Raw genomic sequence first — 13,138 nt, 5'->3', positions numbered from 1 at the left:
GAAAATAGATCAGATATACCACCTGAGAGGTATATACTAGCCGCCATTGGCTCTGGTAGCGTCCCGATATTGCCCTGTTGCTGGAGCCATCAGCCTTGACCGCAGTGCCCGACATCGAGTTTCGCGGCGTCACCAAGCGCTATGGCGCGGTGACCGCGGTCAGCGGCATCGATCTCGCTGTCCCGCCCTCCGCCTTTGTCGCCTTGCTTGGACCATCCGGCTGCGGCAAGACGACCTGCCTGCGCATGATCGGCGGTTTCGAACAGCCGAGCGAAGGCCAGGTGTTCATTCGCGGCCAGGACATGGCCGGCACGCCGCCCTACCGGCGGCCGGTCAACATGGTGTTCCAGCAATACGCGCTGTTTCCGCATCTCGATGTCGAGGACAACGTCGCCTACGGGCTGCGTCAGGCGCGGCCAAGGCTGTCGTCGCGCGAGATCGCCTCAAGAGCGGGGGAAGCGCTGGAAATGGTGCGGCTCGCCGGCTATGGCCGCCGCAAGATCCACGAACTGTCGGGCGGCCAGCAGCAGCGTGTGGCGCTTGCCCGCGCCCTGGTCAACAAACCGGCGGTGCTCTTGCTCGACGAGCCGCTGGCGGCGCTCGACAAGAAGCTTCGCACCGACATGCAGATCGAGCTGCAGAACCTGCAGCGCGAGATCGGCATCACCTTCGTGCTGGTCACGCACGACCAGGAGGAAGCGCTGTCGATGAGCGATTTCGTCTGCGTCATGAATGGCGGCCGCATCGTCCAGCTCGGACAGCCAAGCGAGATCTATGACGAACCGGCCGATTTGTTCGTCGCCGATTTCGTCGGCAAGACCAATCTCTTGAGCGGTACCGTCGCCGGACATTCGGGCGATCTGGTGGAGGTGGCGCTTGCAGACGGCACCGTCATTGCAGCGCGCAAACGAACCGCCCTGCAGCAAGGCGAGGCCGTTTCGGTCAGCCTGCGTCCTGAATCGCTCAGTCTCGGCGCTCAGACAGGCGGCCCATTCAAAGGCGTCGTCCGCAACCGGATCTTCCTGGGCTCGACGGCGGAATACGCGATCGAGGTCCAGGGCATCGGAACGCTGCTGGCCAAGGCCGATCACCTGATCGGCCACGGCAATCTCTTCAAGCCGGGTGAACCCGTCGCCATCGGCTTTGCCTCCGGAACGCCGCTGGCGTTTGCGGAGACCAAGAACAACGGGGCCAACCAGAGGGTAGATAAACATGTCGAAATCATATCGTGACGGACTGCCGATAAGCCCCAAGAATTTTGTCGATCAGCTGATGCGTTTGAAGCGCGGCTCGATCGGCCGACGCGACTTTCTTGGCCTCACCGGCCTTGGCATTGCCACGGCGGTGATGGCGCGCGAGATCGGCATCATGCCGACACCGGCCTTTGCCGCCGAAAGCCTTGGCGACCGCATGTCGATCGCCACCTGGCCGAACTACCATGACCCGGCGACGTTCGAGAATTTCAAGAAGGACACCGGCGTCGCCGTCGAGGTCAATGTCTTCGGCTCCAACGAGGAGATGCTGGCCAAATTGCAGGCCGGCGCCTCGGGCTGGAGCCTGTTCGTGCCGACCAACTACACGATCTCGACTTACAAGAAACTCGGCATCATCGAGCCGCTGGAGATGGCGAAGCTGCCGAATTTCGATGGCTCGCAGGAGGATCCGCGCTTCACCGGGGAAGGCACGATCGAAGGGGTGACCTATGCGGTGCCGAAGAACTGGGGCACCACCGGCTTTGCCGTCAACACCAAGAAGCTGACCAAGCCGATGACGAGCTGGAAGGAGTTCTGGGACACCGCCATGGCCGAAGGCGACAGCCGCACCATGGTGCATGACTACCAGCTGACCACGATCGGCAATGCGCTGAAATATTACGGCTACTCGTTCAACTCGCTCAAGCAGGACGAACTGGCCAAGGCGGAGGAACTGCTGCTGAAGGTCAAGCCGCATCTGTTCGCGGTCTCCTCCGACTACCAGCCGGGCATGCGCGCCGGCGACGCCTGGATGACGATGTGCTGGACGAATGACGGCGCGCAGCTGCATCGCGACATTCCCGAGATCGCCTATGTGCTGGGCAAGGAAGGCGGCGAGATCTGGACCGACTTCTACGCCATTCCGAAGGATGCGCCGAACAAGCCGGCCGGCTATGCCCTGCTCAACTATCTGATGAATCCGCAGGTGGCGGTGAAGGAGCACCTGGCCAATGGTGCGCCGTCGACCGATGCGCGGGTCAACAAGCTGCTGCCCAAGGAAGTGCTCGACAATCCGATCCTCTATCCGGCGGCCGACCTGTTGACGCCGCTGGAATTCGGCGCGGCGGCAACGCTGACGGATCCCGGCCGCGCCGAATTGATGGCGCGCTTCAAGTCGGCCTGAGCGACGGCCTCAAATTCTTTTCGGATAAGTTGACCGGCGGGTTCATACCCGCCGGCACGGGGCAAATCTCTCCATGCACGGCAGCCGTCTTCGCAGGAATTTTCTGACCGCCATGCTGCTCGGTCCGGCGACCGCGTGGCTGGTGGTGTTTCTGGTGCTGCCATTCATCGCCATCGCGGTGTTCAGCGTCGGTGAGCGGGCGCCGGAAGGCGGCTATCAGGCGGCTTTCACGTTCGCGCAATATGCCAACCTTCCGGCGCGGGCGACCGCCTTCTGGAACACGATGGTGCTGGCGCCGGTGGGAGCGCTCGCCTGCCTGCTCGTCGCATACCCGGTTGCCTACTACCTCGCTCTGCGCGCACCGCAGCGCTGGCGGCTGATCCTGCTGGCGCTGGTCGTCATCCCGTTCTGGACTAGCCTCCTGATGCGGACCTATGCCTGGATGTATGTGCTGGGCGGGCGCGGCATCCCGGCTCTGCTGTCCTATATCGGTTTCGAGGATATCAGGCTGATCAACACGCCGGGCGCGGTGCTGCTCGGCATCGTCTATGGCTACTTGCCGCTGATGATCCTGCCGATCTATGTCAGCCTTGAGCGGCTCGACCGCAGGCTGCTGGAAGCCTCCGCCGATCTCGGCGCGACGCCGCTCTCGACCTTCCTCAGCGTGACCCTGAAACTGTCGCTGCCGGGCGTGATGACCGGCTTCTCGCTGGTCATGATCCTGCTGCTCGGCGAATATCTGATCCCGACGCTGCTTGGCGGCGGCAAGGTGTTCTTCATCGGCAACGCACTGGTCGACCTATTCCTGCAATCGCGCAACTGGCCGTTCGGATCGGCCATCGCGATCACGCTGGTGCTGGTCTCGGTGGTGGTGCTGATTGCCGCCAACCGCATTTCGACCCGGGTTTCGGGCGCTCGCCGGGTGGATTTGATCTGATGCGCACCTTCGTCATTGCCGTCTTCGCTTTCCTCTATCTGCCGATCGCCCTGGTCGTGCTGTTCTCCTTCAATGCCGGCCGCCATGCCAGCGAGTTCACCGGCTTTTCGGTTCAGTGGTACGGTACGGCGCTGGCGAACCCGTTCCTGGTCGAAGCGCTGAAGAACAGCCTGTTCATCGCTACCACTAGCGCCTTGCTGGCGGCGTTCTGCGGCACGGCGGCGGCACTCGGCCTGGCGCGTGTCGGCATCAGAACACGCGCGGTATTCGATGCGCTTCTGGGCGCCGCGATCGTCGTTCCGGGCGTCGTCATCGGCATTTCGACGCTGGTCGCGCTCGTCCAGCTGTTCACGGTCGTCAATCCGTTCCTCGCCTCGATCTGGCCCGACGACCAGCCGCCGCGCCTGGCGCTCGGTTACGGCTCGATCATCGCAGCGCACGGCCTGTTCTCCATGGCGCTGGTGACGATGATCGTCGGCACGCGGCTCGGCAGCCTCGACCGCAATCTGGTCGAGGCGTCGAGCGATCTCTACGCCACGCCGTTGACGACGTTCCGCTCGATCGTGCTGCCGCAGATCATGCCGGCCATCGTTGCCGGCTTCCTGCTCGCTTTCACCTTTTCCTTCGACGATTTCATCATCGCCTTCTTCGTCGCCGGGGCGCAGACGACGCTGCCGATCTATGTCTTCGCGTCGATCCGGCGCGGCGTGACGCCGGAGATCAATGCTATCGCGACGATCGTGCTCGTCGCCTCCGTGCTGCTCGTGGTGCTTGCCCAATGGCAATTGCGCCGGCGCAAGCCGTCGAACTGAAAGTCGCATCATGATCCTCAAAGACCGCATCGCCGTGGTGACAGGCGCCGGCTCCGGCATCGGGCGCGCCGGCGCCATGATCATGGGCAGGGAAGGCGCGGTGGTCGTCATCGCCGACAGGGATCAGGCCGCTGGCGAAGCAACGGCTTCGGAGATGCGGGCAATGGGCGGGCAGGCCGAGGCGATCGCGACCGATGTCGCGGACGATGGGGCGCTGGAAAAGCTCATTGCCGGCACGATCGAGAGGCACGGGCGCATCGACATCCTGCACAATCACGCCGGCATCCAGGTCGGGGGAACGCTGACCGAGGTCGAGGTCGGCGGCATGGACGCGTCATGGCGGGTCAATGTGCGGGCGCAGTTCCTGGCGGCCAGGATGGTCATGCCGTCGATGATCGCACGAGGCAACGGCGTCATCCTGAACACCGCCTCCAATTCGGGTGTGTTCTACGACCGCGAGATGATCGCCTACGCCACCTCCAAACACGCGGTGGTGGCAATGACGCGGCAGATGTCGCTCGACTATGCCCGGCACAATGTCCGCGTCAACGCGCTCTGTCCGGGCTGGGTCGACACGCCGTTCAACGAACCGTTCATCGCCCAGATGGGCGGACGCCAGGCGATCGAAACCTATGTCCGCACCAAGATTCCGATGGGGCGCTGGGCCAGCGCCGATGAGATCGCCGAAGCGATCCTGTTCCTCGTCTCCGACCGCTCATCCTTCATGACCGGCCAGGCGCTGGTGATCGATGGCGGCGAAAGCATCGGCTGAGACCTATGCTTTCGTCATCAACCTCCTTTATTTCAGCGCCTTTCCAATACACTGCTCTACGACCTTCCTGGTGCCGCTGGTCGGCAGATAGGACTATGGTCCGGCCGGCATGGGACTTCAGTGCCATGGCCGATCAAGAGCGTTGATTTGTGTTAAATATCAATTAGTTATGGTGCCGGCGGGTTGTCAGATCGCGTATTGAGACAACATTTGTCTAAAGTTTACTCTGTACAATTAGTAATTCCTCATACGACGGTCGCCTAGCGGTGGGCGAAGGGCGGCGATTCCCCGAGGAGATTACCATGACAAACCGAAAAACTCTGTTCGCGGCGCTTGCCGCATTGGCGCTTCTGGCATCTCCGGCGCTCGCCGGAGCCGGCGGCAATGGCCACGGCGGCGGCAATGGCGGTGGCAACGGCAACGGCGGGGGAAATGCCGGCGGTAACGGCGGCAATAGCAATGGCAAGAGCGGCGCTTCGCACGGCAAGTCTTCCTCGGCTCGGGGGCAGGTGGCAAAGGCCAAAACGGATGACACCACGGTCGACAAAACCACAAAGGTCTCGTCGGTTCCCAAGGAGAAGAACATCCACGCCAAGCTCGGCCGGCTGAACTCGCTTCAGCGCAACATCAACGCCTATATGAACTCGAAGAGCAAGAAGTTCGCCGCCATCCAGGCTTTCGTGACGCAGTCCGCGAAAGCCAAGGTCGCCGAGGCCGCCGCTGAGGCGGCCCAGGAGAAGCTGGATGCGCTGAATTCTCAGTTGACCGCGCTGACGTCGCTGACGCCCGAGCAGATTGCCGCCATGACGCCCGAGGATCAGGCGGCCTTGCCTGGGAAGATAACGGATCTGCAGGCCGAAATCACTGCCCAGGAGGCAGAGGTCACCGCCGCCAATGAGGCGGCTGCCGCGGCAGAGGTCGGCACCGATGATGCATCGCTCGACGCGGCGCTGACGGACATGGCCAACAAGCCGGTCGACGACGACGTCACGGCCTGGGCCCAAGGGGTCCTTGCCGGCAAGATCGACCAGACGGCTGCCGCGATGGAAGCAGAAACGACGCCGTAACGACTTGCCGTTGAACGGCAGTAGCCAATCGAAGAAAGATGCCGCCGGACTTCGCCCGGCGGCATCTTTCTTTTTCCCGGCCATGGACTGGCATCCGGAGCTGGCGAGGTTCGAAACACTCAGACGTGCTTGCGGCCGCCGGTCGCGCGGAACCAGCTGTCGGGATAGGGATACCACCATTCCTGGATTGTCGGTTTGTGGTCGATGATCACCATTTTGGAGCGGCGGAAGGCATCCAGCCCCTGGCGGCCAAGCTCGCGGCCGAGGCCCGAGGCCTTCCAGCCGCCGAAGGGCAGGGCATCATTGTCGATCAGCGGGTTGTTGACCCAGACCATTCCGGCTTCGAGCCGTTCAGCCGCCTCGTGGGCTTCGGCCAGATCGGTGGTGAAGACAGAGGCGCCGAGCCCGAACGGGCTGTCATTGGCAAGCCGGATCGCCTCATCGAAATCCCTGACCCGGCAGATGGCGGCGACCGGTCCAAAGCATTCCTCGCGCACGATGGCCATGTCCGGGGTGACGCCGGTCAGGATCGTCGGCTCGTAGAACCAGCCGGTGTTGTGCGCAGGCGGGATGCGTCCGCCGGTGATCGCCTCGGCGCCGTGGGCAATGGCATCGTCGACAAGACGCATAACCTTGGCCCGCGCGGCTTCGCTGACCATCGGGCCGATCTCGGTCTTGTCCATGCCATTGCCGACACGCAGGGCACGCGTCTTTTCGGCGAACAGCGCGACGAAACGATCATGAACGGCATCGACCACGAAGAAGCGCTCGGCCGAGGTGCAGACCTGGCCGGTAAGGTGGAAGGCGGCGGTGACGCTGCCGGCCGCCGCGATCTCCAGTGGCGCGTATTGGCTGACGATCAGCGGATCGCTGCCGCCGGCCTCGATGACGCACGGTTTCATGCGCTCGGCGCAGGCCACCGCCACCGCCTTGCCGGCGGCGACCGAGCCGGTGAAGGCAACCGCATGGGTGCGGTCGGAGGCGATCAGCGCCTGTGCCGTGGCAGCGCCGCCGGGCAGGCAGGAGACCAGCCCCTCCGGCAGCGAGCGGAACACGGTCATGTAGTCCAGCGTCGACAGCGTCGTCGCCTCGGCCGGCTTGATGATGCAGGCATTGCCGGCGGCGAGCGAGGCGGCGACCGTCCAGCACATCAGCAGGATCGGGAAGTTGTAGGGCATGATGTGGACGGATACGCCATAGGGCTCGTAGCGCGCATACTGGAACGAACCGGCCTGTGTCGTGCCGGCGATCTTGCCGGCATCGTCGCGCGCCATCTCGGCGTAGTAGCGGAAGATCGGCGCGCAGTTGGCGATCTCGCCGATCGCTTCGGGGTAGGGCTTGCCCATCTCGCGCACCATCAGTTCGGCGCAGCGGGTGAAGTCCGCCGCCTCGATGGCGTTGGCGACGGCATGCAGGTGCTTGGCGCGGCTCTTGGCGTCGAACTTTTTCCAGGCGGCCTGCGCCCTGGTCGCCGCCGTGAGCGCGGCATCGATCTCGCCGTCGGTGGCCGCAGCGATCGCCCCGACGGTTTCCAGCGTCGCCGGATCGATCACCGGTTTGCTCGCGCCGGCCATCGGCTGGTAATCCGGATTGACGAAGAAGGTCGGCCGGTCAGGGGAGAAATCCATGGACATCCTCTCGGATCCGCTCAGCGGATCATGTAGACCTTCTTGATCGTCTCATGGACGGTGCAGACGCCCTTCCAGTCCTGCGGGAAGAAGGCCGCCGTGTCCGGTTCGATCTCGATGACTTCGCCGGATTCATGCACATAGGTGCAGCGCCCTTCGAGGAAGTGGCAGAACTCGTCGCGGGTGACATGGCAATGCCATTTGCCTGGTGTGCAGACCCAAAGCCCGCATTCGGAGCGGCCCTCCGGCCCCTTGTGCAGCAGCTTGCCCGATGTGTGGGACTGGCCCTCGATCATGGTCGGGATGACACCCCAGTCGACGAGGTCGGTAATAGTGAGCGGGGATTTCATGATGGGTGTGGTCATATCGATTTCCTTGAAAAGGGGGCTCACCGGCACATGAAGGCCTTGGTCAGCGTTTGCGTGATGATGGAGATGCCGGTCCAGCCGGCGGGAAAGAACACAAGCGTGCCGGCCTCGACCGGGATCTCTTCGCCGTCGTCATGGATATAGCTGCCACGGCCTGAGAGGAAATGGCAGAACTCGTCGGCGCCAAACGTGACCTTGCGCGTGCCCGGCGTACACGACCACAGGCCGCATTCGCTCGATCCGTCCGGGTTCTGGGACAGGATCCTGCCCGAGGCGCGCGGCGAACCGGAGAGCGTGTTGCTGCCCGCGCCCCAGTCCTCCAGTTCCACGCTCGAGGCCTTCGGCCAGTGCGGTGTCGGCATGTCGTTAAGCTCCGTGGTCAGGCCAGCATGTAGACGTTGCGCATGGTCTCATGCACGGTGCATTCGCCTGTCCAGCCAGCCGGGAACATGACCACAGTCCCGGCGGAGATTTCTATCAGCTCACCGACATCTGACCGGTAGGTCGCGCGGCCGGTGACGAAATGGCACAATTCGTCGCGCGGGATATTGAGGCGCCAGCGCCCCGGCGTGCACACCCAAATGCCGGATTCCGGCTGGTTGTTCGGGCCCTTGTGCACGAGCCTGCCGGTCGAGTGCGAAGTGCCTGACAATGCGTCGGGTTGGGCGCCCCAGTCGACGAGATCGGTTCGGGTGGAGGCGTGGTGGAGGTGTGGTGCGGAGGAGGTCATGCGGAGGCTTCTGCGCGATGGTTGCTATTCATATGCTGCGCCAGGGCACCCCCCTCTGGCCTGCCGGCCATCTCCCCCGCAGGGGTGGAGATCGGATGTCGTCTCGACTTTCGCCAATCACCGGGATTGCAGAGTGAGACCCTGTGGCGAAGCTGCCAATCTCCCCCCTTGCGGGGGAGATGGCCGGCAGGCCAGAGGGGGGTGCTCAGGCTCGGCGTATCAACGACTTCAATCACAGCAGCGCCTCCAACAAACCCGCCGCCTTTTCCGGCCCATTCTGCCCCTGCATCTGTGCCGATGTCTTGGCCAGCTTTGCCTTCATCTTCGGGTCGGTCAGACAGGCCTCGATCATGGCAACCAGCTCGGCATCGGTCCAGTCGTAGCGCGGCATGCCGAAGCCGTGGCCGGTCTCCTCGACGCGGGTGGCGTTATCGTGACCGTCCCAGACATAGGGCATGATGATCGCCGACTTGCCGAAATAGAGGCACTCTGTGAACGAGTTGTTGCCGCCGTGGTGAATAACAGCGTCGACCTGCGGGATGACCGAAGGCTGCGGGAACCAGCTCTCGACGATGACATTGCCGGGCACGTCCGTGTACTGGTCTTTGTAGCCGCCGACATTGACCAGCGCCCGGTAGCGCGTCATGCCCAGCGTCGCGATGATGCGCTTCAGCAGCTCGACATCGCCGGCGCCGAGACTGCCGAAGGAGACATAGAGCAGCGGCCCGTCGTTATTTTCAGCGAAGGTCGGCACCGTGTAAGGCTTCTCCTGCCGCACGCAGCCTTCCAGGTACTGAAACTTGGCCGGGTCGAGTGGATGGCGGCGCTTGAACTTTGCCGCTTCGGGATAGAGCAGCAGGTTCAGATGGGGCGAGGCCTCAAAGAACTGGCCGATCGGATAGGACGCCTCGTTGTTGGCAGTCAGGAAGGCGTTGAAGTCCTCATGGATCGGCTCGATCACCGCGTTGAAATGGTCGCGGTAGCGCTGGTGACCGGCATGGTCGTTCTCGCCGCAGCCGGAGAGATGCGGCGGGATGTCTTCGTCCTCGATCTCGTTTTCCGAGCAGGAGATGACACGCACCCACGGCTTGCCGTACTGCTTTATCGCCGGGAACAGGATGACGTTGTCGACGCAAATGACATCCGGCTTGATAGCTGAGAGAACGCGCGGCAGATCCTTCTGCGCCCATTTGGCGCTGTCGACGATCGCCGTCCAGCAATCCTTGACGTAATTGTCGACCTGGTCGTAAGGCGATTTGCGGAAGTTGGGGATGTGGCCGTTGATGAAATCCTCCCAGAATTTCGCCATCTGTTCGGGCGGCATCGGCTCGGACAAGTTCACCGGATGCGCCTCGAAGCCGTAGCCCTTGTAGACATCGACAAAGCCGGGGTCGGACAGGAAAACGGCCTTGTGGCCGCGCGCCTCGACCGCCTGGGCGATGCCGACGGAATTGAGCGCCGGGCCGTAGGCCGCTTCTGGAAAAAACGCGATCGTCTTCTGCGCCATCAGGCTTCTCCTTTATTCTGCGAAAACTCTGACATCGGCGGCGTCCCAGCCGAGTTCGACCTGGTCACCCGAGGCGACCGGCCGGCGGTCGGCGGCATCAGCGGTGACGCGCACCAGGAACGGCTTTGGCGACAGGCCCGTGCGGACATGCAGTTGCAGGTCGAGCCCCTGATAGGCCAGCGCCTCGACCGTGCCGGTGGTGCGGTTGGCGGTCTGAGCTTCTGGGAACAGCCGGATGCGCTCCGGCCGCACCGAAGCGACAGCGGATGCGCCGGGCGAGAGCGTTGCTGGAACCTTGCCGGATATTGGCGCGCCATTCGCGGCGACAACCCCATCGGTGGCGGCCTTGCCCGGCACAAAATTCATCACGCCGATGAAGTCGGCGACGAAACGGTCGGCCGGATGCTCATAGATCGCGTGCGGCGTGTCGCATTGCAGCAGCCTGCCGTCCTTGAGCACCGCCATGCGGTCGGCCATCACAAGCGATTCTTCCTGGTCGTGGGTGACGATGACGAAGGTGATGCCGACCTCATGCTGCAGGCGCTTCAATTCCAGCTGCATGGCGCCGCGCAGTTTCTTGTCGAGCGCGCCAAGCGGCTCGTCGAGCAGCAGCAGCCGCGGCCGCTTGACCAGCGCGCGGGCCAGCGCGACGCGCTGCTTCTGGCCACCCGACAATTGCTCCGGCTTGCGGTCGGCGAAGGGGACCAGCTCGGTTGTCGCCAGGATGGCGTCGACGCGGGAGTGGATTTCTGGCGCCGGCAAGCGCTCCATCTCCAGGCCGTAGGAGACATTGGCGCGGACGCTCATATGCGGAAACAGCGCGTAAGACTGGAACATCAGATTGACCGGCCGCTTGTTGGGCGGGGTTTTCGCAATGTCGTGACCGTCGAGCAGGATGCGCCCGCCACTAGGCGTCTCGAAGCCGGCCAGCATGCGCAGCAGCGTGGTCTTGCCGCAGCCCGACGGGCCGAGCAGTGCGAAGAACTCATTCTCGCGGATGTCGAGCGAGATGCCGTCTACAGCCGTCACCCGGCCGAAATTCTTCGACACCTTGTCGATGGCCAGCAGCGTGCGCGGTTCGCTCATTGGCCTATGATCCCACGGTTGAGCCGCTGCGACAGGGTCAGCGCGGTGATCGAGACCGCCATGACGATGGTCGCCAGTGCGTTGATCTCCGGCGTGATGCCGAAGCGGATCATCGCGTAGATCTGCATCGGCAGCGTCGTCGAGGAGCGGCCGGCGCCGGCGGTGAAGAAAGCGATGATGAACTCGTCGACCGAGAGCGTGAAGGCGAGCAGCGCGCCTGCGATCACCGCCGGCGCGATGACCGGCAATGTCACCCGCCTGAAGGTGGTGAGCGCGGAGGCGCCGAGATCGGCGGAAGCCTCGACGATCGACCAATCAAAACTCTTCAGCCTGGCGCGCACCACCGAGCAGACAAAGGCAAGGTTGAAGACGACATGGGCGAGGATGATGGTGTGCAGGCCCATGGTCAGGTTGAGCATGGAGAAGAACGAAAGCAGCGCGATCGCCAGGACGATGTCGGGAATGATCATCGGTGCGAAGATCAGCGCTTCGAGTCCCCTGCCATATTGCCGGCGCATCTCGATGCCGATCGCCAGCAGCGTGCCGAGCAGAGTGGCGATCGCGGTCGAGACCAGCGCCACGATCAGCGTGTTGAGCGCAGCGGAGAGGATCGCCGAATTGCCGGCCAGCGAGGCATACCATTTCAGCGAAAAGCCCGACCATGCCGTCGGCAGCCCGCCTTCGTTGAAGGACAGCGCCACCAGCACGGCGATCGGGATGTAGAGGAAAGCGAAGACGAGGCTGAGCACGAGCCAGAGCGTGCGCCGCGTGGCGGGAGAGCGCTCAGCCATCGGTGTCTCCGCCGGCTTGCGCGGCGTGGCCCGAGGCGCGATTGGCGGCGAGCGCCTGCGCCATCAGCACCAGAAGCATGATGGCGATCAGCGCCATCGCGAGCGCGGCGCCGAACGGCCAGTCGTTGGCGGTCAGGAACTGGTCGTAGACGAGGTTGCCGATCATCTGGAAGCGGCCGCCGCCGAGCAGCGCGGGCGTGACGAAATTGCCGATCGACAGCACGAAGACGAACACCGCGCCGGCAGCAATGCCGGGCACGGTCAGCGGCAGGATGACACGGCGGAATGTGGTCATGGCGGAGGCGCCGAGGTCGCGCGAGGCCTCGGCGAGTTCCGGGTTGAGGCGAGACAGTGGCGCGTAGCAGGCGAGGATGACAAAGGGCAAATAGTTGTAGATCAGGCCGGCGATAACGGCGCCTTCGGTGTAGAGCATCGACGGTGGCTCGCCGGTGTAGCCGAACCAGCGCAGCAACTGGGTGATCAATCCTTCGCGGTTGAGCAGCACGATCCAGGCATAGGTGCGGATCAGGTAGTTGGACCAGAAGGGCAACACGGCGAAGAACAGGAACACCGGCTGCAGCCGGCGGGGTGCCGCTGATATCGCATAGGCGGCGGCGTAGCCGATCACCACCGCGATCAGCGTCGCGGTGCCGGCGATGCGCGCCGAGTTGAGGAAGATGCCGGCATAGAGCGGGTCGAAGACCAGCCCGAAATTCTCCAGCGTAAAGGTGTATTCGATGCCGCCATAGATACCGCGCCGGAAGAAGGCGAGCGCCAGCACCAGCGCGCACGGCACCACCATCAGTGCGGTCAGCCAGACCAGCGCCGGGGCCATCAGCAAGGAGGAGCGAGAGGGTAGGTGCTTCACGAAGTGCCCCCCTCTGCCCTGCCGGACCCGGCCTTTCGCTTTCGCTTCGGGCGTTCGTCGTTCGGAAAGCCAAGAATTTGGCTTTCCGTCCGTTGCGCGGACCACTTCTCACCCCCTTCAAGGGAGGAGATCGGCAGTTCCAACCTTTCGCTTACTTTGAAAAATCGAAGATTGGCGAAAGCAATGCCACAGCCAA

Annotated in this window: 14 protein-coding genes; 6 read left to right on the top strand and 8 right to left on the bottom strand. The window is 63.5% G+C overall.

Translation table 11 applies throughout. The features are described from left to right. Positions 1-95: 95 nt before the first annotated feature. The 6 genes from NKH97_RS15390 to NKH97_RS15365 all read left to right on the top strand — a co-directional run bounded on the left by NKH97_RS15390 (position 96) and on the right by NKH97_RS15365 (position 5,964). Entirely contained in the window at positions 96-1,232 is a 1,137-nt protein-coding gene (locus tag NKH97_RS15390; protein ID WP_352797713.1) for an ABC transporter ATP-binding protein, read from the top strand. Continuing rightward, a complete protein-coding gene (locus NKH97_RS15385) occupies positions 1,213-2,376 on the top strand; it encodes an ABC transporter substrate-binding protein (protein ID WP_128304130.1) in 1,164 nt (387 codons plus the stop codon). Before NKH97_RS15390 ends, NKH97_RS15385 begins: the two co-directional genes overlap by 20 nt. 73 nt (positions 2,377-2,449) lie before the next feature. Then, positions 2,450-3,313 carry an ABC transporter permease gene (locus NKH97_RS15380; RefSeq protein WP_352797710.1) on the top strand — a complete coding sequence of 288 codons (864 nt, stop codon included), beginning with the start codon at positions 2,450-2,452 and terminating at the stop codon, positions 3,311-3,313. Further along, entirely contained in the window at positions 3,313-4,125 is an 813-nt protein-coding gene (locus NKH97_RS15375) for an ABC transporter permease (RefSeq protein WP_352555544.1), read from the top strand. Before NKH97_RS15380 ends, NKH97_RS15375 begins: the two co-directional genes overlap by 1 nt. A gap of 10 nt (positions 4,126-4,135) precedes the next feature. Beyond that, positions 4,136-4,897 (top strand): SDR family NAD(P)-dependent oxidoreductase, encoded by a 762-nt coding sequence (locus NKH97_RS15370; protein ID WP_023811202.1) that lies wholly within the window; start codon positions 4,136-4,138, stop codon positions 4,895-4,897. Positions 4,898-5,199: 302 nt separating this feature from the next. After that, the gene (locus NKH97_RS15365) at positions 5,200-5,964 is read left to right on the top strand and encodes a hypothetical protein (protein ID WP_352613391.1); all 765 of its coding nucleotides are present in this window, start codon (positions 5,200-5,202) and stop codon (positions 5,962-5,964) included. Between the two features lie 119 nt (positions 5,965-6,083). Here the strand turns inward: NKH97_RS15365 and NKH97_RS15360 are convergent, their stop codons facing one another. From NKH97_RS15360 to NKH97_RS15325, 8 genes are all read right to left on the bottom strand, one after another. Then, on the bottom strand, positions 6,084-7,592 hold the full coding sequence (locus NKH97_RS15360; RefSeq protein ID WP_352613389.1) for an aldehyde dehydrogenase family protein: 1,509 nt from the start codon (positions 7,590-7,592) through the stop codon (positions 6,084-6,086). Positions 7,593-7,612: 20 nt separating this feature from the next. Beyond that, positions 7,613-7,957 carry a cupin domain-containing protein gene (locus tag NKH97_RS15355; RefSeq protein WP_136618026.1) on the bottom strand — a complete coding sequence of 115 codons (345 nt, stop codon included), beginning with the start codon at positions 7,955-7,957 and terminating at the stop codon, positions 7,613-7,615. Positions 7,958-7,980: 23 nt separating this feature from the next. Next, complete coding sequence (locus NKH97_RS15350) at positions 7,981-8,322, bottom strand: cupin domain-containing protein (protein ID WP_352442114.1); 342 nt, start codon at positions 8,320-8,322, stop codon at positions 7,981-7,983. 17 nt (positions 8,323-8,339) lie between these two features. After that, positions 8,340-8,690: a cupin domain-containing protein gene (locus NKH97_RS15345; RefSeq protein WP_352442115.1), complete on the bottom strand. Its 351-nt coding sequence runs from the start codon at positions 8,688-8,690 to the stop codon at positions 8,340-8,342. A gap of 232 nt (positions 8,691-8,922) precedes the next feature. Next, complete coding sequence (locus NKH97_RS15340) at positions 8,923-10,197, bottom strand: glycosyltransferase (RefSeq protein ID WP_352613387.1); 1,275 nt, start codon at positions 10,195-10,197, stop codon at positions 8,923-8,925. A 12-nt stretch (positions 10,198-10,209) separates the two neighbouring features. Next, positions 10,210-11,283, bottom strand: coding sequence for an ABC transporter ATP-binding protein (locus tag NKH97_RS15335; protein WP_352613385.1), 1,074 nt, complete (start codon positions 11,281-11,283; stop codon positions 10,210-10,212). Beyond that, a complete protein-coding gene (locus NKH97_RS15330; RefSeq protein ID WP_023811194.1) occupies positions 11,280-12,074 on the bottom strand; it encodes an ABC transporter permease in 795 nt (264 codons plus the stop codon). The genes NKH97_RS15335 and NKH97_RS15330 overlap by 4 nt, the downstream gene beginning before the upstream one ends. Continuing rightward, positions 12,067-12,909, bottom strand: coding sequence for an ABC transporter permease (locus tag NKH97_RS15325; RefSeq protein WP_352442154.1), 843 nt, complete (start codon positions 12,907-12,909; stop codon positions 12,067-12,069). Before NKH97_RS15325 ends, NKH97_RS15330 begins: the two co-directional genes overlap by 8 nt. Between the last annotated feature and the right edge of the window lie 229 nt (positions 12,910-13,138).

This window comes from Mesorhizobium sp. M0870 (genome assembly GCF_040319775.1).
In the GTDB taxonomy this organism is placed as follows: Bacteria; Pseudomonadota; Alphaproteobacteria; order Rhizobiales; family Rhizobiaceae; genus Mesorhizobium.
The sequence above is the reverse complement of the archived record's forward strand: the minus strand, read 5'-3'. Positions and strand labels throughout refer to the sequence as shown.

Coding starts and splice junctions, on each gene's coding strand:
- NKH97_RS15385 (WP_128304130.1), top strand. CDS start 1,213: ATGTCGAAATCATATCGTGACGGACTGCCGATAAGCCCCAAGAATTTT.
- NKH97_RS15380 (WP_352797710.1), top strand. CDS start 2,450: ATGCACGGCAGCCGTCTTCGCAGGAATTTTCTGACCGCCATGCTGCTC.
- NKH97_RS15375 (WP_352555544.1), top strand. CDS start 3,313: ATGCGCACCTTCGTCATTGCCGTCTTCGCTTTCCTCTATCTGCCGATC.
- NKH97_RS15370 (WP_023811202.1), top strand. CDS start 4,136: ATGATCCTCAAAGACCGCATCGCCGTGGTGACAGGCGCCGGCTCCGGC.
- NKH97_RS15365 (WP_352613391.1), top strand. CDS start 5,200: ATGACAAACCGAAAAACTCTGTTCGCGGCGCTTGCCGCATTGGCGCTT.
- NKH97_RS15360 (WP_352613389.1), bottom strand. CDS start 7,592: ATGGATTTCTCCCCTGACCGGCCGACCTTCTTCGTCAATCCGGATTAC.
- NKH97_RS15355 (WP_136618026.1), bottom strand. CDS start 7,957: ATGACCACACCCATCATGAAATCCCCGCTCACTATTACCGACCTCGTC.
- NKH97_RS15350 (WP_352442114.1), bottom strand. CDS start 8,322: ATGCCGACACCGCACTGGCCGAAGGCCTCGAGCGTGGAACTGGAGGAC.
- NKH97_RS15345 (WP_352442115.1), bottom strand. CDS start 8,690: ATGACCTCCTCCGCACCACACCTCCACCACGCCTCCACCCGAACCGAT.
- NKH97_RS15340 (WP_352613387.1), bottom strand. CDS start 10,197: ATGGCGCAGAAGACGATCGCGTTTTTTCCAGAAGCGGCCTACGGCCCG.
- NKH97_RS15335 (WP_352613385.1), bottom strand. CDS start 11,283: ATGAGCGAACCGCGCACGCTGCTGGCCATCGACAAGGTGTCGAAGAAT.
- NKH97_RS15330 (WP_023811194.1), bottom strand. CDS start 12,074: ATGGCTGAGCGCTCTCCCGCCACGCGGCGCACGCTCTGGCTCGTGCTC.
- NKH97_RS15325 (WP_352442154.1), bottom strand. CDS start 12,909: ATGGCCCCGGCGCTGGTCTGGCTGACCGCACTGATGGTGGTGCCGTGC.